Origin of the sequence: Usitatibacter palustris (assembly GCF_013003985.1) — a bacterium.
GTDB classification, from domain to species: domain Bacteria; phylum Pseudomonadota; class Gammaproteobacteria; order Burkholderiales; family Usitatibacteraceae; genus Usitatibacter; species Usitatibacter palustris.
In genome coordinates this window covers 2,875,668-2,894,513 of record NZ_CP053073.1, presented here as the reverse complement: position 1 = coordinate 2,894,513, position 18,846 = coordinate 2,875,668, and the positions used below count along the sequence as shown (strand labels likewise).

Genomic DNA, 18,846 nt, shown 5'->3' with positions numbered 1-18,846 from the left:
CATGCCGCAATTCGATTCCCATGTCTTCGACATCACCCGCCTGATCCAGCTCGCGGTCGCCCCCGTGTTCCTGCTCACGGCGATCGGCACCATCATCAACGCGCTGACGGGCCGGCTTGCCCGCGCGGTGGACCGCCGCCGCCAGATCGAGGAGCTGCTTCCGGCCTACGAGGGCGACACGCGCCGCGAGATGGTCGAGGAGCTGCAGACCCTGGCGCGCCGCATCAAGCTGGTGCTCTGGTCGATCGCGCTCGCGGTCATGTCGGCGCTGCTCGTGTGCCTGTTGATCGGCCTCGCGTTCGTCGCGGCCTTCGTGACGTTCGATCTCTCGAAGACCGTGGCGGCGCTCTTCATCGCGGCGATGGTGGCGCTGACGGGCTGCCTGCTGATGTTCCTGCGCGAAGTGTTCGTGGCCGCGTTGACGGTGCGGCACCCGGTCGTTCAGGCGCCGGGCGCGGCCATCGTTCGCGCCGACGAGCGCAAGTAGACCACCGCCGCGGCGAAGTACCCGACCGCGAGCACCACCTCCAGGAAAGCGAGCTGCGCCGAAAGTCCCGCGTCGGTCATCGCGCGCGCCGCGCCTTCTCCCGCGTAAAGCCACACGAACAAGGCGCCGGCCTGCACGGCCTTGCGCGATTCGCGGAACACCGCCGGCAGCAGGAGCGCGAGCGGCACGGCCTTCAGGACGAGCCAGGAGCCGCCGGGCCTCAGGGGTGCGAGCCACAGCTCCCAGGCGATCGCGAGCGCGACGAGCGCGGTCAGCGTGGCGCAGGTTGCAGCGTGCGCGCGGGAACGGGTGGCGGGAGAAGGGGGCACGGGGGTGATCATACGGCGCGCTGCTATGATACCGATCGCCTCCGGACCCTTCGTGCTGCGTACTCTCTTCGACGTCTTCGGGTTCCTGCGATTCGTGCTGCGCCGCTGGTCGGAAGACCGGTGCCCGCAAATCGCCGGGAGCCTCACCTTCACGACGCTGCTCGCGATCGTGCCGGTGTTCGCCATCGTGGTGGTGATCCTCTCCTCGCTGCCGATCTTCGAGGAGGTGATGATCCGGCTGAAGATCTTCCTGCTGCTCAACCTCGTGCCGGAGATCGCGGGGAAGATCATCACGGTGTACATGGGGCAGTTCGCGGACGCGGCGGGCAAGCTCACGCTGCTCAGCCTCGGCGCGCTCCTCGTGACCGCGCTCGCGATGCTCTCCACGGTCGACAGCTCGCTCAATGCCATCTGGCGGGTGCGCCGCATGCGGCCGCTGTGGCTGTCGCTGATCGCGTACCTGTTCCTGCTGCTCATCGGCCCCTTGCTGATCGGCATCAGCGTGACGGCGACGACCTACCTGTACACGCTCTCGACGGGACTCGAACGGCTGCCCGACGAGGCGCAGCCCGTGCTGTTGCACGTGGTGCCCGTCCTGATGAGCGCGACGATGTTCATCCTCGTCTACCGGGTCGTCCCGTATCGCCACGTTCCCTGGCTGCACGCGATCCTCGGCGGCGCGCTCGCGGCCGTGCTGTTCGAGGCGATGAAGGCGCTCTTCGCCGCCTACATCCGCTCGGTGCCGGGAGCGAACGTCGTGTACGGCACGTTCGCCGCCATCCCGGTCTTCCTCCTGTGGATGTACCTCTCGTGGCTCGTGGTGCTGTTCGGCGCGGAGTTCACGGCGTGCGCGGGGTACTGGCGACATCGGCTCTGGAAGCGCGCGCCGACGCCGGGCCGTCGTTTCCGCGACGCACTCAAGGTCGGTCGCCTCCTCGCCGAAGCGAAAGGGGAGCCGCTGAGCTTCGAGACGCTACGGGTGGAGTGCGCGGTGCCCGCGGAGGAGCTGGAGGACACGCTGACGCACCTGGAGAAGCGCGGGATCATCCGTCGGCAGGGCGCGCGCAACTACACGTTGGACAAGGCGCCCGAGGCGGTGACGCTGGGAGACTTCTGGGCGGCCGCGGTGGCCGACGGAGAAGGGCTGGATCCGCGCGAGTGGTCCTCGATCTCGCCGGACTTCATCGACGTGGCACAAACGTTCGAGGCGCAGATGAAGCGCCCGCTGGCCGAGCTCTACCGCGAGGACGAGCCCTCAGGACGGTGAGATGTGGAAGAGCTCGAAGCGCGCGGTCTTCTCGATGAGGCTCGTCGCGCGCGCGCAGCTCACCTCGCCATCGTCGTCGATCTCGTACTCGCGCAGGTCCGAATAGGTCGAGGGCGGTGTCAGCAACGTGTCCGCCTGCGTGGACTGCTCGGACTCGTGCAACAGGAGCCCGAGCTTCACCGTTCCCGACGCCGTGATCGTGGGTGTCACGGCGACCATGCGTGCCGCGGGCGCGAGGAACTGGATGCCGAACTCCATGCCGCCGTCGTCCTGCGCGGTGAGCCAGCGCACCACGCCGATGGTCCAGCGCGCGCGGCCCATGAACTTGATGCCGAGCGCTTCGCCGACGGCGATGTTCTGGCTGCTGGCACTCGTGCGCTTCACCTTCAGCCCACCCGCACTCTGGTTCACGACTTCCCACTCGCTCACCTGCAGGCCCTGCGAGACGTCGTCGTCGGGCACGACGAGCAGCGGCAGCGTGATGCCGCTCTGGATGGCGGCGGCTTCCACCGCGGGATCGACCTTCGGTTCCTGCGAGACGAAATGACCGATCGTGCGCAACCCCGCGCAGATCGCCACGCTGGTCTCCATCGGATCGCGGCGATAGGCGCGCTTGGGCGGATCGCCCCAGAGCGTGATCAGCTTCGCGAGCAGGAGCATGCCGTCGAGGCCGGTCGCCCGGCTCATCGTCGCCGAGACGTTGCCGGTTTCCAGCGCCTGCTTGCGCTTCTTCAATTGGTCGGCGAGGGGATTCACGTCGAAGAGGCGCCAATTGGGGCCGCCCGTGTCATCGGACGCCGAGGCCGCGGGCTTGGGCGGCCGGTCCGTGTCGCAAGGCACGAGGAAGTGCGCGCTCTCGCGCGTGGCGGGCTTCACCTTGCCGAGCGTGGCGAGGCCCTTGTTCGCGCGGATCATCGAGATGGTCTTGTCGACCTCGCCCTGCACGAGGCGATAGGGATCGGTGAGCGAGAGCAGCAGCGACTCGGTGTACAACTCGCCGATCGTGATCCTGATTTCCGCGTCCGGCGATTCGTTGAGAAGGCCGTCCTTGTCCGCCAGGAGGTAGAGCTGGTGCATGTCCTTCCACAAGCCCGGCGCGAGCGGCGTGTACGACTTGTACGCCGCGCGAATGGCGCTCGCGACCGCGTCCATCGTGCGGTAGATCAGGAGCGGCAACTGCTTCTTCGCGCCGAAGGCGATGAGCTTGCCGGTCTTCTCGAGGATCACGATCTTGTAGCCGTGCGCGACGTCGCTCGTGATCGCGCGCGCGAGATCGAGCGCTTCGCGCGCCTTGGGCGTGAGCGGCAGCTGCGACTTCGAGTAGATCGCGTCGAGCTCCTCGAGCAGCATCGCGACGACCGGTTGATAGGCTTCGAGCAGCAGCACCCGGTCGTCGGCTTCGATCTTCGAGCGGCTCATGGCCGCGAGCTTGGTGCGGATTTGCCGCGCGGACTCGACGCTTTGGGCGAGCGGCAACGCATCGAGCCAGGCCTTGGCCTGTTTCGGGCGGATTTCGAGGTCTTTGGGCGGGGCCGTACGTTCGGCCGGGACAGTCAATTCGAGCGGCATGGGCGGGGAGGATCCTGCTAATCTTTGATTTAGATAGCCTTTTTTCGGCTTTCCGCCATCCGGGCCTCCCCCGCCGACGGTATTTTTTACAGAATAGAGGAATTTGCTTTTGAAAACCAACCGCTTATCGGGTGTCCTGGGCCTCTGGTCGCTGGTTTTGGGCCTGGCCTGCGCCCTTCCCGCCGCCGCCTTCGACCTGACCGACACGACCGGCCAGCACCATCGCCTGGCCGACTACAAGGGCCGCTGGGTGGTCGTGAATTTCTGGGCGACGTGGTGCACGCCGTGCATCGCGGAGATTCCGGAGATCGCACAGTTCGCCAAGGACCGCGCGAAGGACGTTGTCGTGATCGGCGTGGCGCTGGACGTCGAGGATTCCGAGGAGAAGACCAAGCAGTTCGCGAAGAAGGTCGGCCACGCGTATCCGCTGGTGCTCGGTGACGATGCGGTCGAGAAGCAGCTGGGCAAGGTTCGCGGGCTGCCGACGACGCGCGTCTACGACCCGACGGGCAAGCGCGTCTACGACCAGCTGGGTCCGGTGACGAAGAAGTCGCTGGAAGAGTCGACGACCCCGCCGACGACGAAGCGCAGCTGAACAACTCGATACAACTTCGCTTCAACGGGAAGAAGACTGGAAACGTTTGATGCCTAGAGTGGCGTCATGCCCGGTCGTGGGAGGTCCCCGTGAAGATGGTTGCAGGGATGTTGTTCGTATCGCTGGTCGCAATAGTCATCCTGCTCGCTGCGTCCGAAATTTTCGTGCTGGAGGCGTTCTACGCGGGCGCGTCGAGCGCCCAGCGTGACTTCAAGACCTTGAAGATCTTGTCCGGGTACTCGGCGCGGCCCAGCGAGCCGTTGTAGCGGCCCAGCGCGTTGAACACGTTGCCGTTCTCGCGATCGAGGTAGTGACGCAGGATCACGCAGCCGAAGCGGATGTTCACGCGCTCCTGGAAGAGGTTGGTCGTGGGCGTGCCGATCTCCTTCACCCAGAACGGCATCACCTGCATGAGGCCGCGCGCGCCGGCCTTCGAGACCGCGTACTTGCGGAACTTGCTCTCGATCTCGATCACCGCGAGCACCAGGTGCGGATCGAGTCCCGCGCGCTTGGCCTCGTAGCGCACGAGACCGAGGAAGCTGCGCGCGGCGTCCTCATCCGGATAGAACGGCTTCACGCGCCGCGTCATCGCGCGCACCCAGGCGCGCGTCTCCATGTCGTTCCAGTCGACGGTGTCGCGGGCGTTAACGGCGCTGGCGAGCGTCGCGCGCACCGAGGCCGTGAGGACCTCGTATTGCTGCGCGCCGGCAAGCGCGATGCGCGGCGCGGCGAGGGCAAGGGCGATCGCGAGGCACGCGATGCCCTTGTTCATGCGCCGAGGCGTTCCTTGAGATGCGCCGCCGCTTGCGCGAGCGGCACGCGCGTGGCCTGCGCGTCGCGGCGATGCTGGTACTCCGCCATGCCTTCCTTCAGGCCGCGTTCGCCGATCACGAAGCGATGCGGGATGCCGATGAGCTCCTGGTCGGCGAGCAACACGCCGGGGCGTTCATCGCGATCCTCGAGGTAGGCGTCGATGCCCGCGGCGACGAGCTCGTTGTAGAGCGCATCGGCGGCGGCGCGCACACCTTCGCTCTTCTTGTAGCCCAGGCCGATCACGGCCACCGCGAAGGGCGCCATCGGATCGGGCCAGATGATGCCCTTCTCGTCGTGGTTCTGCTCGATTGCCGCGGCGACGATGCGGGTCACGCCAATGCCGTAGCAACCCATCTGGATCGGCTTCGACTCGCCCTTTTCGTCGACCACGTTCGCGCCCATCTTCGCGGAGTAGGCCGTGCCGAGCTGGAAGACGTGGCCCACTTCGATGCCGCGCGCGATCTCGAGCGTGCCCTTGCCGTCGGGCGAGGGATCGCCCGCAACCACGTTGCGAATGTCCGCCACGATGTGCGGCTCGGGCAGGTCGCGCCCGAAGTTCACGCCGGTCAGGTGGAAGCCGTCTTCGTTCGCGCCGCTGCACCAGTCGCTCATCGCGGCGACAGTGCGGTCGGCGATGATCTTCACGTCGTGGCCCACGGGGCCGAGTGATCCGGGCGTGGCCTTGAGGCGCGTGCGGATCTCGCCCTCGGTGGCGAACCGGAAGGGCTTCAACGCGGCGAGCTTCGAAGCCTTCACTTCGTTGAGCATGTGGTCGCCGCGGACGAGCAGCATGTACATCTGGTCGGGCTGGCCCTCGCTCGAATGCACGACGACGATGGACTTCACCGTCTTCTCGATCGGGATGCCGAGGAAGGCCGAGACGTCCTCGCACGTGTGCTTGCCCGGCGTGGCGACCTTCGCCATCGCCGCACTTGCAGCGGCGCGCGGCGCGGCGGGCGCGACTGCTTCGGCGAGCTCCACGTTCGCCGCGTAGTCGGAGCCCGTGCTGTGGGCGATCGCGTCTTCCCCGGAGCTCGCGAGCACCTGGAATTCATGCGAGCCCGTGCCGCCGATCTCGCCCGAGTCGGCCGCGACCGCGCGGAACTTGAGGCCCAGGCGCGTGAAGACCTGGCCGTACGCGTCGTACATCTTCTTGTAGCTCTTCTGCATGCCCGCGAGATCCGCGTCGAACGAGTACGCGTCCTTCATGATGAATTCGCGCGCGCGCATCACGCCGAAGCGCGGGCGGATCTCGTCGCGGAACTTGGTCTGGATCTGGTAGAGGTTCAGCGGGAGCTGGCGATAGCTCTGGATCTCCTTGCGAGCGATGTCGCAGAGCACTTCCTCGGCGGTGGGCGCATAGCAGTACTCGCGCTCGGCGCGGTCCTGGATGCGCAGCATCATCGGGCCGTAGAGATCCCAACGGCCGGTCTCCTGCCAAAGCTCCGCGGGCTGGATGGGCGGGGCGAGGATCTCGAGTGCCCCTGCGCGGTTCATCTCTTCGCGCACCACCTTCTCGACGCGACGCAGCACGCGCATTCCCAGCGGCATCCACGTGTACAGGCCGCTCGCCAGGCGTCGGATCAGGCCCGCCCGCATCATCAACTTGTGGCTCGCGAGCTCGGCTTCCTGGGGGGCTTCCTTGAGCGTGGCGAGGTAGAACTGGGTGGCGCGCATGAACTCTCCGGCGGGTGGGGCGTCAAACTTTGGAATCTGAAATTAAATCATCGGGTTGCGGCCGTCATTTTACATGGCTGCGAGCTTTGGCCGGCAACTGGCGAGCGCTCGCGAACTGTGGAAAAATGGCCCCAACTCAACGGATTGGATGGTGACAGCCATGATCGATCGGGACGGTTATCGCCCGAACGTCGCCATCGTGCTCTGCAACACCAAGAATCAGGTTTTCTGGGGCAAGCGCATCAAGGAGCACGCTTGGCAGTTCCCCCAGGGCGGCATCAAGCCCGGGGAGTCTCCCGAGGAAGCGATGTACCGGGAGCTGAAGGAAGAGACAGGGCTCGAAGCGCATCACGTGAAGATCCTCGGTCGCACGCGCGACTGGCTGCACTATCACGTGCCCAACCACTGGGTGAAGCGCGAGTGGCGCGGGACCTACAAGGGCCAGAAGCAGATCTGGTTCCTGTTGCGACTCGTCGGCCGCGACCACGACATCAGCCTGCGCGCGAGCGGCCACCCGGAATTCGACGCGTGGCGCTGGCATGACTTCTGGGTTCCCCTCGACACCGTGATCGAGTTCAAGCGCGACGTCTATCGCCAGGCGCTCGAGCAACTCGCGGGATTCCTCGACGTGCGTCACAGCCTCTCGGGCGTGTCTCCCTACGGCCGGCGGCGCAAGCAGGGCCAGGGCCGCGATCGCCCCCGGAACCAACCCGAGGGCGAAGTGTTGCCGATCGTGCCGACGCCGACCCCGGCGACCGAATCCTAGAAGCCGCGCATCCGTCCCGGGAGCGCGAATCCGGCGACGGCCTGCACGATCACCGAGATCACGATCGCGGCGAGGATCACGACCACGGTGTAGGGCAGCGCCTTGTCCTCGGGCGTCTTCATGAGCACCGGAAGCCCGAGGTAGAGCAGGTAAAGGCTGTAGAGCCCCACGATGGCGAGGATGCCCAGCAGCGGGACGATCGCGAAGATTCCCGCGACCCATGCGGCCGTCCACGAGAACGCCGCCACTTTCATCGCTTGCATGAAGTCCTTCGTGCCGCCGAAATTGGGCGCGAGGAAGTCGATGATCAACGCGAGGATGTACACGCTTGCGAGCGACAGCAGGTACTGCACCACCATGAAGGTGACGCCGTACGCGATCGAGAGGCGAGCGCCACCGAGACCCACCAGCGAGAGTCCGATGAAGGCCGCGAGCACGGGGATCGCGGCGAGGATCATCACGTAGCCGGTGTAGAGGCCCGCGACGGTGTGCGTCTCTCCGGCAATGACCTGCCACTCAGACTTCGGCTGCAACAGGATGTTCTTGACGCGGTCGACGAGATTCATGGGCTCCCCTGGGGTGTCGTTCGATTTGTGGCGAGTATATCTTCGATGCGCTGGATCACGCGCCGGCGCTGTTCGCGCGGCGAGAATTGCGGATGGCGTTTCGCGTAGGACGCGGCGTTCGTCTTGTGTGCCGGTTCCGCGAGCAGGCGATCGAGGAGTGCGGTGATCTCGCCGGGCGCGGGCGGCGCACCGGGTGCGAGGCCGGCCCCGAGCTGCTGCATCCGCAGCGACATCAGGAATTGTTCGTAGTGCTGCGGCAGCATCAGCGTGGGCACGCCGTGCATGAGCGCGCCGGGCGCGATCTCCCCGCCGTGGCACACGAGCAGATCGCATTCGGCCAGCAGCGTATCGAGCCGCGCCATGCTCGGCGAGATCTTGCGCCGCGGTCCTTCGAGCGCACGCCGCCGTGATTCGTCGAGTCGCGGGATGAACGCGACAACCGAATGCGGGCGCATTCGCAGCGCGCCGATCAGCTCGTCGAGCCCTTCGAACTGCGCCTGCACGTAGACCAGCACTTTCTTCCCGCCGCCCGAGGGCCAATGCACGCTCGCGCCGGCGTCGGTGGACATGCGCGGGCCCCAGTAGTGCGATACGGGCCGCGTGCCGTAGTGATCGAGCTCGGCGAAGGTGCACAGGAAGTCTTCATCGGTCTCGAATTGCCCGGACAGTTGCGCCAGCGGCTTCGCACTGAAATGCGCGAGGGCCTGGTTCACGACCGCGAGGACCTGCGCTTCATTTTCCGCGAGGCGAGCGATGTCCACTTCGGGGCCGATGCGAAACGGCGGCAAGGGCGCGAGCCGCGGCGGCGTGAAGAATCCGTTGCCGTACGTGACGCGGCGCAAGCCGAGCGTGCGCGCGGCGAGCAACGCCGTGGGTGAGAAATCGGCGACGACGAGGTCGGCTTTCCAATCGGTGAGCAGCGAGCGCCATGCTCCGACCAGGCCGATGAGTGAACGCGAGTCCAGGTACCCATACCCCTGCAGGATTTCCGCATAGCCCGACGGTGACGTCGCGCGGCCTTCCTCGCGGATCCGCGGTGCCTGGAAGGCAGGGAACGCCTGGGCCTCGGGCAGGAAGCGCAGCGGCGTGAGGTCGCGAAAGATGAACGCCACCTCGTGACCGCGCGCGGCGAGCGCCGCACCCAGGCGCGCGCTGGCGACGGCGTGTCCGATCGAGCCGCCCAGCTCCCACGCAAACACGATGCGCGCCACGGTCAGGCTCCGGCGAGCGCGGCGATGCGCCCGGCCACCAGCTGCGTGGCGTGCTCGCCACGGTGCGCTTGGTACTTCGCGCCAAGCGCGCGCGCGGCGCTGCGCATCGCGTCGTCGGTTGCCAGGCGTTGCACCCATGCCGAGAAGTCAGGAGCCGGCTCCTCGGGCCGGGCCACGAGCGCGGCTCCGAGTTCCGCGAGGCGGCGCGCGACCAGGTATTGCTCGAGGTGCATGGGCAGCAGGGCGAGCGGAAGGCCCGCCGCGACCGCGCGCGCGGTGAATCCAGCGCCGGCGTGGCCCACGCACAGATCGCAGGCGGGGAGCACCGAATCGAGGTCCACGGGTTCGGCAAAGATCCGGAGCCCGGGCTGCGTGAGTTGCGCGAGGCGGGCCGTATCGAGGCCGGGAGACGCGATCACGCTCTCGCCGCCCGATTGCGCGAGCGCCGCGGCGAGCGCGGCGAAATGCGGATAGCCCGGCTTCACGTACGCGAAGACCCGCGGATGCAGCGACGCGCTCCATTCGATGCGCACGCCTCCCGCGCCGTGGTCGAGCGGCCCGAAGTACTCGCGGCCGGCGCGCACGCCGTAGGGATCGAGCTCGGCAAAGGTGCAGAAGAAATCCTGATCGGCCTCGAAGGCGTCGTGCGCGTTGGCGAGCGGCTTCGCATTTGCGCTCGCAAGCGCCGCGTTGATCGACGCGCACAACAGCGCGTCACTCGCGCGCAAGCGCTCGGCGGGCACGGGCTGCCAATCGCGGAAGGCCGGCAATGGGTCGCCTGCAAGCGGCGATGCAAATCCGCTGCCGACCGTCACGCGCGGCAGGCCGGCAGCACGAGCCGCGAGCAACGCACCGGGGGCAAAGTCGGCGACGATGACGGAAGGCTGTACGAGATCGAACAGCGAGCGCCACCCGCGCAGTGCGCCGGCCACCTGGACCGGATCGCTGAAGCCCAGGTGGAGCAACAGGTCGGAGGCATTCAACGCGGCGAGATTGGCGCGCGACTCCATCGTGAGCAGGGGCGCCTGGTACCACGTGAACCCGGCATCCCGGGGCGCGGCAGCAGGGTCCGAAAGTGCAAGCACCGGCTCGTGGCCGGTGCGTTGCAACTCGCGAGCGATCGCGCAGAGCCTTCGGATGTGTCCGAGGTCGCCGCCGAACTCCCAGGCGCAAAGGACGCGACGCACGGGCCCCGGCGGCGGGGCTAGCAGCCGCCGGTGATCGCGCCCAGGCGGCCGGCCGAGATGCCCGGCGGACGGCAGCCGGTGCCCGAGAGCAGCACGGTTTCGGTCCCGTTCTCCGCATTGCTGCGGATCGTGAGCGTGCCCACGCGCAGCCCGAAGGAGTTCGCCTGCATCGCGACACTGGCCGTGCACTCCGCGAGCGGTGCGAGCGTCGCGCAGTTGTGGCCGAGCACCACGAAGTCCGCGCTGGTGACGAGGCTGTCGATGATCGCCGTTGCGCCGCCGATGTTGCGGATGCCCACCGACTGCGCGGGGCTCAGCGAGCCGACGCCGCGGCCGCCGAATCCGACTTCCCTCGGCGTGACGACGAGCGAGGGCGCCGGGCGCGGCTGGCTGCTCGCGCGGATCGGAACGAACTGCGTGGTGCCACCGCCAGAATTGCTCACCACGGTGAACGAACCGACGAAGTTGCCGATGGTGGTCGGGCTGAATCCGATCGTCGCGAGGCACGTCGCATCCGGCGGCATGGGTGTGGTCGGGCAGTCGTGCGTCAGCGTGAAAGGCGCGGACACAGCGATGCTGGTAATCGTGAGTGGCAACTGTCCGGTGTTCTTCAGGGCGACGATGCGCGAGAGCGCCGGTTGGCCGAGCGTGTAGGCCGGGAACTCGATCGGCGGCGGCAGCTGCAGTTGCGCCGACGTCAGGCCTTGGCCGACGAGGGTGGATGCCGCGCTCGGGAATGCGCTCGGTCCGACCGTTCCCGTGACATAGCCATTGACCGTGGGCGTGAAGACCACAACGGCATTGCACGAACCCGAGGGCCCCATCGAGGGCGTGCAGGTGGTCGACAAGACGGAGAAAGGACCCGTGGTAACCACGTTGCCGATGAACAGCGCCGAAGGCGAAGGATTGCTGAGGTTGAAGGTGAACGGCGTACTGGTGCCCACGGGCACGGGACCGAAGTCATGGGCGGCCGGCGAAAGCGTGACGGCGGGCGGCACAACACCTTCCGCGTTCAGCACCAGCGTGTGCGGGCTGCCCGGCGCGTTGTCGCAGAACTCCACGGTCACCGATTGCGGGCCGAGTGCGGTCGGCGTGAAGAAGGCGTCGACCTTGCACGACTGTCCCAGGCTGTACGAGGTGCCCGGCGTGCACGTGGTCGCGCAGGTGAAGCCGCCGCCGGAGCAAATCGGTCCGCCGTAGCAAGTGGGCGAACCCTGGCTGGTGATCATCCAGGGCAGTGCGCTGGAGCTCGTGAACGTTGCGGTCTGCGTGCCGCTCGATGCCCCGAGCGGAACCGGTCCGAAATTGAGCGTCGTGGTGGTCTGCGAGACGGTCGGCGTTCCCGGAACGAAGCCGTTGCCCTTGACGAGGATCGTGCGCGGGCTGCCGGCGGCGTTGTCGCAGATCTCGACGTTAACCGACCAGAGGCCCGGAGAGACGGGCGAGAACGTGGCATCGAGCTGGCACGTCGAGCCCGGGCTGTACTGGCCCGGCGCGCACGTCGATGTGCAGGTGAACGGACCGCCGTAGCAGACCGGCCCGCCATAGCAGGTGGGCGAACCGATCGCGCTGAGCATCCAGGGCGCGGTGCCGGAGCTGGTGAGCACCGCATTCATCGGGCCGACGGTCGAACCGATGGGAACGTTGCCGAAATCGATCGTGTTGGTCGAGGTGGACACGCCGGGAACGAGCGCCGCGGTGCCCACGCCCGTGAGCGAAATCGTGCGCGGGCTGCTGGTCGTGTTGTCGCAGATCTGCAGGCTCGCGTTGAACGTGCCGAGTGATCCGGGCGAGAACGTGGCCGTCACGGAACAGCTCGAGCCCGACGAATACGACGAGCCGCTCGAGCAGCTGCTGGTGCAGGTGAACGGACCGCCGCACGCGATCGGGCCGCCGTAGTACGCGGGGCCGCCGTAGCAGGTGGGCGAGCCGGCGGAAGTGATGAGCCACGGCGCGCTGCCCTGGCTGGTGATGGTCGATGCGAGCGTGCCGCTGGTGCCGATGGGCACGTTGCCGAAATCGAGCATCGAGCTCGAGACGGTCGCCGAGGCCGTCGGCGTGACCGCGACGGCCGCCGAGAATTCCGAGGTATCGCCGATCGTGCCGTGGCGCGCCGTCGCCGAAACGAACGAAGGGCTGCCGGGGAATACGGGGGTCGTACCGGACACGTCGCCGGAGCTGTCCGTCGTGGCGGTGACTGCGCCGAGGAAGGAAAGACCTTCACGCGCGCCCACGGCGCCGCTGGCAAAGAACTCGAGGATGAACGTGCTTCCCGGCGTGCTGTTGAGGGAGTAGTTCACGGTCGCGCCCACGCCAGGCTCGACGGTGAACGAAGTCACGACCGGATTGTTCTGCAGGCCGTTGATGCCGGTATCCGTATCGAGCGCATCGTTCGCGACCGGACCGGCGTAGTGGGCGAGGTCGATGTTCTTCGGGGAATTATTGTAGATCGCGTTTTCCGAGATCTTGATGCCGTTGCCGTTGGTGACGTAGACGCCGCTGTTCGCGCCGTTGGCGATCGTGTTCTGGTAGATGAGGTTCGCGGGCGCGTTGGGCATGGGCGCAGCGAGCGGCTTGGAGGTGAGACCGCCGACCGCCTTCATGCCCGGCACCACCATCGACGGCGGACCGGAGTAACCGATCTGGATGCCCGTGCCATTCGTGAGCGAACCGCCCGACGCGCCTACGCCGATCTTGTTGTTCGAGATCGTGATGCTGTCCTGGCTCCCCACGTAGATACCGTTACTGCCGCCCGCGATCACGTTGTTGTCGATCGTGACCGGATCCGAGAAATAGACCTCGATGCCGTTCGAGATCGGCACGACCGCATTGCCGGATGCGTCGGTGCCGATGTAGTTGCCCTGGATCATCACCGTGCCCGCACCTTGGACCTTGACACCCCGGGACCCGCCGTTGATGACGTTGCGATCCGCCGCGGTGGATCCGCCGACGGTGGCATTGCCGCCCACCTCGATGCCGGTGTCCGTGCTGGTGATCGTGTTTCCGAGCGCCGTCAGTTCCTCGCCGGCCTTGATGCCGTAGGCGTTGCCGACGAACTGGTTGTCCTTGACGATCGACCGCTTGGCGCACACGCCCGCGGAATATCCGCCATAGCTGTAGCTCTGGATCTTCAGGCCGCGCAGGGTCAGTGTTCCGCCGTAACCGTAGGGATCGAATTCGATGCCGCAGGACGTGATCTGGAGGGCGCTGATCGTGGCGCCGTCGATGGTGACGCCGGGCTGCGCGGTGGCGTCGATCGTGGGACTGAACGTCGAGCTACCCATGCAGCTGAGGAAAGGCAGGGGGGAGGCCGGCGTGATCTGGAAGGGAGCGGCGGGAATGGCAAAGCCAATGCTCGGGGAGTTCAGCGTGACGCACGCGGCATTCGCATCGACGATCGCCTGGCGCAGCGTGCCGGTCCCGGCCAACGGAGCGGGGTTCACGCCGCCGTTGTCGCCCGTGTTGGTGACCATGTAGTCGCCGGCGTAAACCGGAAGCGCCGCGGCAATCGCGAGCGCGAGCGAAGACTGGCGGAAAAGCCGGGCCGATGACCCGGAGGGTGCTGTGCGCATGCTGTCCTCCACTGGGACGCTTAATCTTTGGATGAAGCGGCAAGCCATAGGCGTGCCAAAGTCAGGCTAGGGGGTCTGAACCCCCCCCGTCAATGGAATTTTCTGCACTTTCCGGGACTTGGGACCACCCCGGTATCGCTCTCCGAACCCTAGAGTACGACCAGGTTGTCCCGGTGGATGAGCTCGGGCTCGGCCAGGTATCCCAGGATCGCCTCGATCTCGGTGGTGGGCTTCCGGAGGATGCGCAACACGTCGCTGGCGCCGTAGTTGGCGAGGCCGCGAGCGATCTCCCGGCCGTCGGGTCCCAGCACGCTCACCACCTCGCCCCGGCCGAAGTCGCCGGTGACTGCAGTGGCACCCACCGCGAGGAGGCTCTTGCGGTCGGTGACGAGGGCTTTCACGGCGCCGGCATCGAGCGTGATGCGCCCGGCCGGCTGCAGGTGGTCTGCGAGCCACTGCTTGCGGGCCGCGAGCGGCGCGGTCTGCGCTTCGAGGAGCGTGCCGATCGATTCGCCCGAGAAGAGGCGCGAGAGGACGTCGGCTTCGCGCCCGGAGACGATCGCGGTATGTGCGCCGCTGCGCGCCGCGCGCTTGGCCGCGAGCACCTTGGTGATCATTCCGCCGCTGCCTACGTGCGAACCCGCGCCGCCTGCGATCGCTTCGAGCTTCGCCTCGCCCGCAATGGCATGCGACACGAGCGTGGCCTTGGGGTCCTTGCGTGGATCGGCCGAGAAGAGTCCCGCCTGGTCGGTGAGGATCACGAGCGCGTCGGCTTCGATGAGGTTCGCGACGAGGGCGGCGAGCGTGTCGTTGTCGCCGAAGCGGATCTCGTCGACGACGACCGTGTCGTTCTCGTTGATGACCGGAATCACGCCCAGTCCGAGGAGCGTGCGCAGCGTCGTGCGCGCGTTGAGGTAGCGGTTGCGGTCGGCGAGGTCGGCGTTGGTGAGGAGCACCTGCGCCGTGTGCAGGTCACGCTCGGAAAAGCACGATTCCCACACCTGCACGAGGCCCATCTGCCCGACGGCGGCCGCGGCCTGAAGTTCATTCACGGCGTGCGGACGCTTGCTCCAGCCCAGGCGCTGCATGCCTTCGGCGATCGCGCCGGAGGAGACGACGATGACTTCGATCTTCTTCGCGCGGAGCGCGGCGACCTGGCCGACCCAGTCGGAAATGGCGGCGCGATCGAGGCCGGCGCCGCCCGCGGTGAGCAGGCTAGAGCCGATCTTCACGACGACGCGCTTCGCTTTCGCGAGCGGCGTGGTCATTTCTTTTTCTCGAGGAGGAAATCCATCACCGCGAAGGTGAGTTCCTTCGTGCCCGTGCCTTTCATCGCGGAAACCAGGAACCAGGGTTCCTTCCAGCCGAATTTCTTCACGAACGCCTTGGCGCGCTTCTCCGCTTCCTTGGGTTCGAGCAGGTCGGACTTGTTGAGCACGAGGAAGCGCGGCTTCTTCCAGAGCGCGACGTCGTACTTCTTGAGCTCGTTCACGATGGCCTTCGCGTCCGCCACTGGATCGGCGTTCTCGTCGAACGGCGCGAGATCCACGAGGTGCAGCAGCAGGCGCGTACGCTGCAGGTGGCGCAGGAAGCGGTGCCCGAGGCCCGCGCCTTCGGCAGCCCCTTCGATGAGGCCGGGGATGTCGGCGACGACGAACGAACGGTTGGTGTCGACACGCACGACGCCGAGGTTGGGCGCGAGCGTGGTGAACGGATAGTCGGCAACCTTGGGGCGCGCCGCGGAAATCGCGCGGATGAATGTGGACTTGCCGGCGTTGGGCATGCCGAGCAGGCCCACGTCGGCGAGCACCTTCAGCTCGAGGTCGAGCTTGCGCATTTCACCTTCCCCGCCCGGCGTGAACTGGCGCGGCGCGCGGTTGGTGCTCGACTTGAAGTTGAGGTTTCCGAGGCCGCCCTTGCCGCCTGCGGCCAGCGTGGCGCGATCGCCGTCCTTTGCGAGGTCGGCGATCAGCTCGCCGCTCTCGGCGTCCTTGATCACGGTGCCCACGGGGAAGCGCAGGACGATGTCGTCGGCGCCGTGGCCGTTCTGGTCGCGTCCGCGTCCGTTCTCACCCTGCTTCGCGCGGAAGACGCGCGTGTAGCGGTAGTCGACCAGCGTGTTGATGTTGATGTCGGCAACCGCAATGATGCTGCCGCCGCGCCCACCGTCGCCGCCATCCGGCCCGCCGCGCGGCACGAACTTCTCGCGGCGGAACGACGCCGAGCCGTTGCCACCGTTGCCGGCGATCACTTCAATCTTGGCTTCGTCGAAGAATTTCATGGCTTGCTCGCGAGGTCGGGTAGCGCCACGCGGATGCCGAGCGCGATGAAGGTGAAGCCCGCGAAGAGATTCAGGCGCGAGCCGATCGCCGGATTGCGGCGCACGTGCGCGCCGATCCAGCCGGAAAACAGGGCGACGGCGCTGAACACCACGGCCGTCACCAGCATGAAGACCACGCCGAGCAGCGCCATCTGCCAGCCCGCGTTGCCCGCTTCGACATTCACGAACTGCGGCAGGAACGACAGGAAGAAGATCGTCACCTTGGGATTGAGCATGTTGCCGACGATGCTCTGCTTGAAGATCGTGACGAGTGCCTTGGCCTCACCGGCTTCGGCCATCGCGAACGAATCGCGGTGGCGAATCGCCTGGATGCCGATCCACACGAGATACGCCGCACCCGCATAGCGCACGAGGTCGAACGCGAGCTCCGACGAGCGAATGAGGGCCGCCACGCCCAGCGCCGCGAGCAGCGTGTGGAAGATGCAGCCCGTCGCGAAGCCGAGGGCTGCCGCGATTCCGGCCTTGCGGCCTTGAGCGATGCCGCGCGTGAGCACATAGACGACGTCCGGACCCGGCGCGATCGCGAGGAGCGCGGTGGTGACGATGAACAGGGCTACGTCGGGCATCGCGGAAATTCGCTCAATCTAAAATAGCTCCACAAATGAAAAAGCCCCGTACGGTGACGGGGCTCTTTCGCGTAGGCGAGAGCCTTATTGCGCAGCCGGCTCGATGCTCACGGTGTTCTTTGCCTTGGGGCCGTGCTGCGCGTACTTCACGCGGCCGTCCGCCGTGGCGAAGAGGGTGTGGTCCTTGCCGATGCCCACGTTCATGCCGGGGTGGAAACGCGTTCCACGCTGGCGAACGAGGATCGAGCCCGCGGTGACGAGCTCGCCGCCGTAGGCCTTCAGGCCGAGTCGCTTCGACTCGGAATCGCGGCCGTTACGGGACGAGCCGCCTGCTTTCTTATGTGCCATGGTCTAAGTCCTTGGTGGGCAATCGCCCTGATCAAGCAATGGCGTCTACACGGATTTCCGTGTAGTTCTGCCGATGGCCCTGCGACTTCTGGTAGTGCTTGCGGCGTCGCAGCTTGAAAATGCGCACCTTCTCGCCACGGCCATGCGACACGACTGTCGCAGTGACTTTCGCACCGGAAACCAGGGGATTTCCGACCTTCACCGACTCGCCTTCTCCGACCATGAGAACCTGGTCGATCACGATTTGCGAGCCAACGTCTGCCGGTATCTGTTCGATTTTGATTTTTTCGCCGGGGGTCACGCGATACTGCTTCCCGCCGGTTTTTATGACCGCATACATTGAGGAGCTCCTGTGTTGCAACTGTTGGGGTAAAACGAACCCGCTATAATACGGGAAATTCCTCGCATCGTCAAAGACTTGTCTCCCCCCAGCCTAGAGGCCCTCCGCACTCCCATCGCGGAGGATTTACAGCGCGTGGACGACGTAATCCGGCGCCGGCTGGACTCCGAAGTCGCGCTGATCCGCACGATCGCCCACTACATCATCGAAAGTGGCGGTAAGCGCCTGCGCCCGGCGTTGGTGCTGCTGGCCGCCAATGCGGTCGGCGCCCAGGGAACGGCCAAGCACGAGCTCGCCGCCGTCGTCGAATTCATCCATACGGCCACACTCCTGCATGACGACGTCGTGGACGAATCGAGCCTGCGTCGTGGGCGGCGCACCGCGAACGCGGAATTCGGCAACGCCGCTTCCGTGCTGGTCGGCGATTTCCTCTATTCCCGCGCCTTCCAGATGATGGTGGACGTGGGCTCGGCCCGCGTCATGGAAGTGATGGCCAATGCGACGAATGTCATTGCCGAGGGCGAGGTCCTGCAGCTCCTCAACATCGGCAATCCGAGCACCGACGAAGAGCAGTACCTGCGCGTGATCCGCTACAAGACCGCGAAGCTCTTCGAGGCCGCGACCCAGGTGGGGGCCATCCTCGGGGGTGCCAAGCCCGAGGTGGAATCCGCGCTGGCCGCCTACGGCATGCACCTCGGGACCGCGTTCCAGGTGATCGACGACGTGCTCGACTACTCGGGTGACTTCAGCGAGACGGGCAAGAACCTGGGCGATGACCTCGCCGAGGGCAAGCCCACGCTGCCGCTCATCCATGTCCTCAGGAATGGCACCGAGGCCGAGCGCGACGTGGTGCGCAGGGCGATCGAAACGGAAGGCAAGGCGGACCTGGAGGCGGTACTCGCGGCGATCCGGCGAACGGGTGCGCTCGACTATGCGCGGGCGAAGGCCAGGCTCGAGGCCGAGGCGGCGGAAGGGCATCTTGCGACGCTTCCGGGTTCCGAATGGCGGGACTCTTTGCTACAATTAGCGTCCTTTTCGGTCGAGAGAAGCTTCTAGAAGCACCGGAAGTTCTCCCTTTCTCGACCCAGTACCGTCGGGGTGTAGCTTAGCCTGGTAGAGCGCTACGTTCGGGACGTAGAGGCCGGAGGTTCGAATCCTCTCACCCCGACCAATTTCCCAAGGATCCACCGCAGCCACGCAGCCCGTTTCGCA

General features: G+C 66.5%; 18 protein-coding genes and 1 tRNA gene. 6 read left to right on the top strand and 13 right to left on the bottom strand.

Annotation, left to right across the window (positions count from 1 at the left end; genetic code table 11):
• Position 1: 1 nt before the first annotated feature.
• Positions 2–487 (top strand): DUF2721 domain-containing protein, encoded by a 486-nt coding sequence (locus DSM104440_RS14090; RefSeq protein ID WP_171163699.1) that lies wholly within the window; start codon positions 2–4, stop codon positions 485–487.
• On the opposite strand, the gene DSM104440_RS14085 is transcribed toward DSM104440_RS14090, so the two are convergent.
• Positions 442–816, bottom strand: a complete 375-nt coding sequence (locus DSM104440_RS14085; RefSeq protein WP_246212004.1) for a DUF2069 domain-containing protein — start codon at positions 814–816, stop codon at positions 442–444. The genes DSM104440_RS14090 and DSM104440_RS14085 overlap by 46 nt on opposite strands.
• A gap of 52 nt (positions 817–868) precedes the next feature.
• Between DSM104440_RS14085 and DSM104440_RS14080 the strand changes: the two genes are divergently transcribed.
• The gene (locus DSM104440_RS14080) at positions 869–2,083 is read left to right on the top strand and encodes a YihY family inner membrane protein (protein WP_212758084.1); all 1,215 of its coding nucleotides are present in this window, start codon (positions 869–871) and stop codon (positions 2,081–2,083) included.
• Here the strand turns inward: DSM104440_RS14080 and DSM104440_RS14075 are convergent.
• Positions 2,072–3,652, bottom strand: a complete 1,581-nt coding sequence (locus DSM104440_RS14075) for a hypothetical protein (RefSeq protein ID WP_171163694.1) — start codon at positions 3,650–3,652, stop codon at positions 2,072–2,074. The genes DSM104440_RS14080 and DSM104440_RS14075 overlap by 12 nt on opposite strands.
• Positions 3,653–3,761: 109 nt before the next feature.
• Between DSM104440_RS14075 and DSM104440_RS14070 the strand changes: the two genes are divergently transcribed.
• Positions 3,762–4,247 (top strand): TlpA family protein disulfide reductase, encoded by a 486-nt coding sequence (locus tag DSM104440_RS14070; protein WP_171163693.1) that lies wholly within the window; start codon positions 3,762–3,764, stop codon positions 4,245–4,247.
• Positions 4,248–4,425: 178 nt separating this feature from the next.
• On the opposite strand, the gene DSM104440_RS14065 is transcribed toward DSM104440_RS14070, so the two are convergent.
• Entirely contained in the window at positions 4,426–5,019 is a 594-nt protein-coding gene (locus DSM104440_RS14065; protein ID WP_171163692.1) for a transglycosylase SLT domain-containing protein, read from the bottom strand.
• A complete protein-coding gene (locus DSM104440_RS14060; protein WP_171163691.1) occupies positions 5,016–6,737 on the bottom strand; it encodes a proline--tRNA ligase in 1,722 nt (573 codons plus the stop codon). The genes DSM104440_RS14065 and DSM104440_RS14060 overlap by 4 nt, the downstream gene beginning before the upstream one ends.
• Before the next feature lie 160 nt (positions 6,738–6,897).
• On the opposite strand from DSM104440_RS14060, the gene DSM104440_RS14055 reads away from it, so the two are divergent.
• Complete coding sequence (locus DSM104440_RS14055; protein ID WP_171163690.1) at positions 6,898–7,503, top strand: RNA pyrophosphohydrolase; 606 nt, start codon at positions 6,898–6,900, stop codon at positions 7,501–7,503.
• Here DSM104440_RS14055 and DSM104440_RS14050 read toward each other — a convergent pair.
• From DSM104440_RS14050 to rplU, 9 genes are all read right to left on the bottom strand, one after another.
• Complete coding sequence (locus DSM104440_RS14050) at positions 7,500–8,069, bottom strand: Yip1 family protein (RefSeq protein WP_171163689.1); 570 nt, start codon at positions 8,067–8,069, stop codon at positions 7,500–7,502. The genes DSM104440_RS14055 and DSM104440_RS14050 overlap by 4 nt on opposite strands.
• Positions 8,066–9,280, bottom strand: coding sequence for a glycosyltransferase (locus DSM104440_RS14045; protein ID WP_171163687.1), 1,215 nt, complete (start codon positions 9,278–9,280; stop codon positions 8,066–8,068). Before DSM104440_RS14045 ends, DSM104440_RS14050 begins: the two co-directional genes overlap by 4 nt.
• A gap of 2 nt (positions 9,281–9,282) precedes the next feature.
• Complete coding sequence (locus tag DSM104440_RS14040) at positions 9,283–10,467, bottom strand: glycosyltransferase (RefSeq protein WP_171163685.1); 1,185 nt, start codon at positions 10,465–10,467, stop codon at positions 9,283–9,285.
• 17 nt (positions 10,468–10,484) lie between these two features.
• On the bottom strand, positions 10,485–14,039 hold the full coding sequence (locus DSM104440_RS14035; protein WP_171163683.1) for a choice-of-anchor D domain-containing protein: 3,555 nt from the start codon (positions 14,037–14,039) through the stop codon (positions 10,485–10,487).
• Between the two features lie 149 nt (positions 14,040–14,188).
• Positions 14,189–15,307, bottom strand: coding sequence for a glutamate 5-kinase (gene proB, locus DSM104440_RS14030; protein WP_171163681.1), 1,119 nt, complete (start codon positions 15,305–15,307; stop codon positions 14,189–14,191).
• On the bottom strand, positions 15,304–16,320 hold the full coding sequence (gene cgtA, locus DSM104440_RS14025) for an Obg family GTPase CgtA (protein ID WP_171163679.1): 1,017 nt from the start codon (positions 16,318–16,320) through the stop codon (positions 15,304–15,306). Before cgtA ends, proB begins: the two co-directional genes overlap by 4 nt.
• Positions 16,317–16,946, bottom strand: coding sequence for a LysE family translocator (locus DSM104440_RS14020; RefSeq protein ID WP_171163676.1), 630 nt, complete (start codon positions 16,944–16,946; stop codon positions 16,317–16,319). The genes cgtA and DSM104440_RS14020 overlap by 4 nt, the downstream gene beginning before the upstream one ends.
• An 84-nt stretch (positions 16,947–17,030) precedes the next feature.
• Positions 17,031–17,294: a 50S ribosomal protein L27 gene (gene rpmA, locus DSM104440_RS14015; RefSeq protein ID WP_171163674.1), complete on the bottom strand. Its 264-nt coding sequence runs from the start codon at positions 17,292–17,294 to the stop codon at positions 17,031–17,033.
• 31 nt (positions 17,295–17,325) lie between these two features.
• Entirely contained in the window at positions 17,326–17,634 is a 309-nt protein-coding gene (gene rplU / locus DSM104440_RS14010; protein WP_171163672.1) for a 50S ribosomal protein L21, read from the bottom strand.
• A 135-nt stretch (positions 17,635–17,769) separates the two neighbouring features.
• Here rplU and DSM104440_RS14005 point away from each other — a divergent pair, with 135 nt between their 5' ends.
• Both DSM104440_RS14005 and DSM104440_RS14000 read left to right on the top strand, forming a co-directional pair.
• Positions 17,770–18,690 carry a polyprenyl synthetase family protein gene (locus DSM104440_RS14005; RefSeq protein WP_246212002.1) on the top strand — a complete coding sequence of 307 codons (921 nt, stop codon included), beginning with the start codon at positions 17,770–17,772 and terminating at the stop codon, positions 18,688–18,690.
• 38 nt (positions 18,691–18,728) lie between these two features.
• A tRNA-Pro gene (locus DSM104440_RS14000) sits at positions 18,729–18,805 on the top strand.
• The last annotated feature ends 41 nt before the right edge of the window (positions 18,806–18,846 follow it).

Bases quoted from the DNA above. Each gene is read 5' to 3' on its own strand.
- DSM104440_RS14060 (WP_171163691.1), bottom strand. From the start codon at position 6,737: ATGCGCGCCACCCAGTTCTACCTCGCCACGCTCAAGGAAGCCCCCCAG.
- rplU (WP_171163672.1), bottom strand. From the start codon at position 17,634: ATGTATGCGGTCATAAAAACCGGCGGGAAGCAGTATCGCGTGACCCCC.
- DSM104440_RS14090 (WP_171163699.1), top strand. From the start codon at position 2: ATGCCGCAATTCGATTCCCATGTCTTCGACATCACCCGCCTGATCCAG.
- DSM104440_RS14075 (WP_171163694.1), bottom strand. From the start codon at position 3,652: ATGCCGCTCGAATTGACTGTCCCGGCCGAACGTACGGCCCCGCCCAAA.
- DSM104440_RS14020 (WP_171163676.1), bottom strand. From the start codon at position 16,946: ATGCCCGACGTAGCCCTGTTCATCGTCACCACCGCGCTCCTCGCGATC.
- DSM104440_RS14055 (WP_171163690.1), top strand. From the start codon at position 6,898: ATGATCGATCGGGACGGTTATCGCCCGAACGTCGCCATCGTGCTCTGC.
- DSM104440_RS14035 (WP_171163683.1), bottom strand. From the start codon at position 14,039: ATGCGCACAGCACCCTCCGGGTCATCGGCCCGGCTTTTCCGCCAGTCT.
- proB (WP_171163681.1), bottom strand. From the start codon at position 15,307: ATGACCACGCCGCTCGCGAAAGCGAAGCGCGTCGTCGTGAAGATCGGC.
- DSM104440_RS14050 (WP_171163689.1), bottom strand. From the start codon at position 8,069: ATGAATCTCGTCGACCGCGTCAAGAACATCCTGTTGCAGCCGAAGTCT.
- cgtA (WP_171163679.1), bottom strand. From the start codon at position 16,320: ATGAAATTCTTCGACGAAGCCAAGATTGAAGTGATCGCCGGCAACGGT.
- DSM104440_RS14065 (WP_171163692.1), bottom strand. From the start codon at position 5,019: ATGAACAAGGGCATCGCGTGCCTCGCGATCGCCCTTGCCCTCGCCGCG.
- rpmA (WP_171163674.1), bottom strand. From the start codon at position 17,294: ATGGCACATAAGAAAGCAGGCGGCTCGTCCCGTAACGGCCGCGATTCC.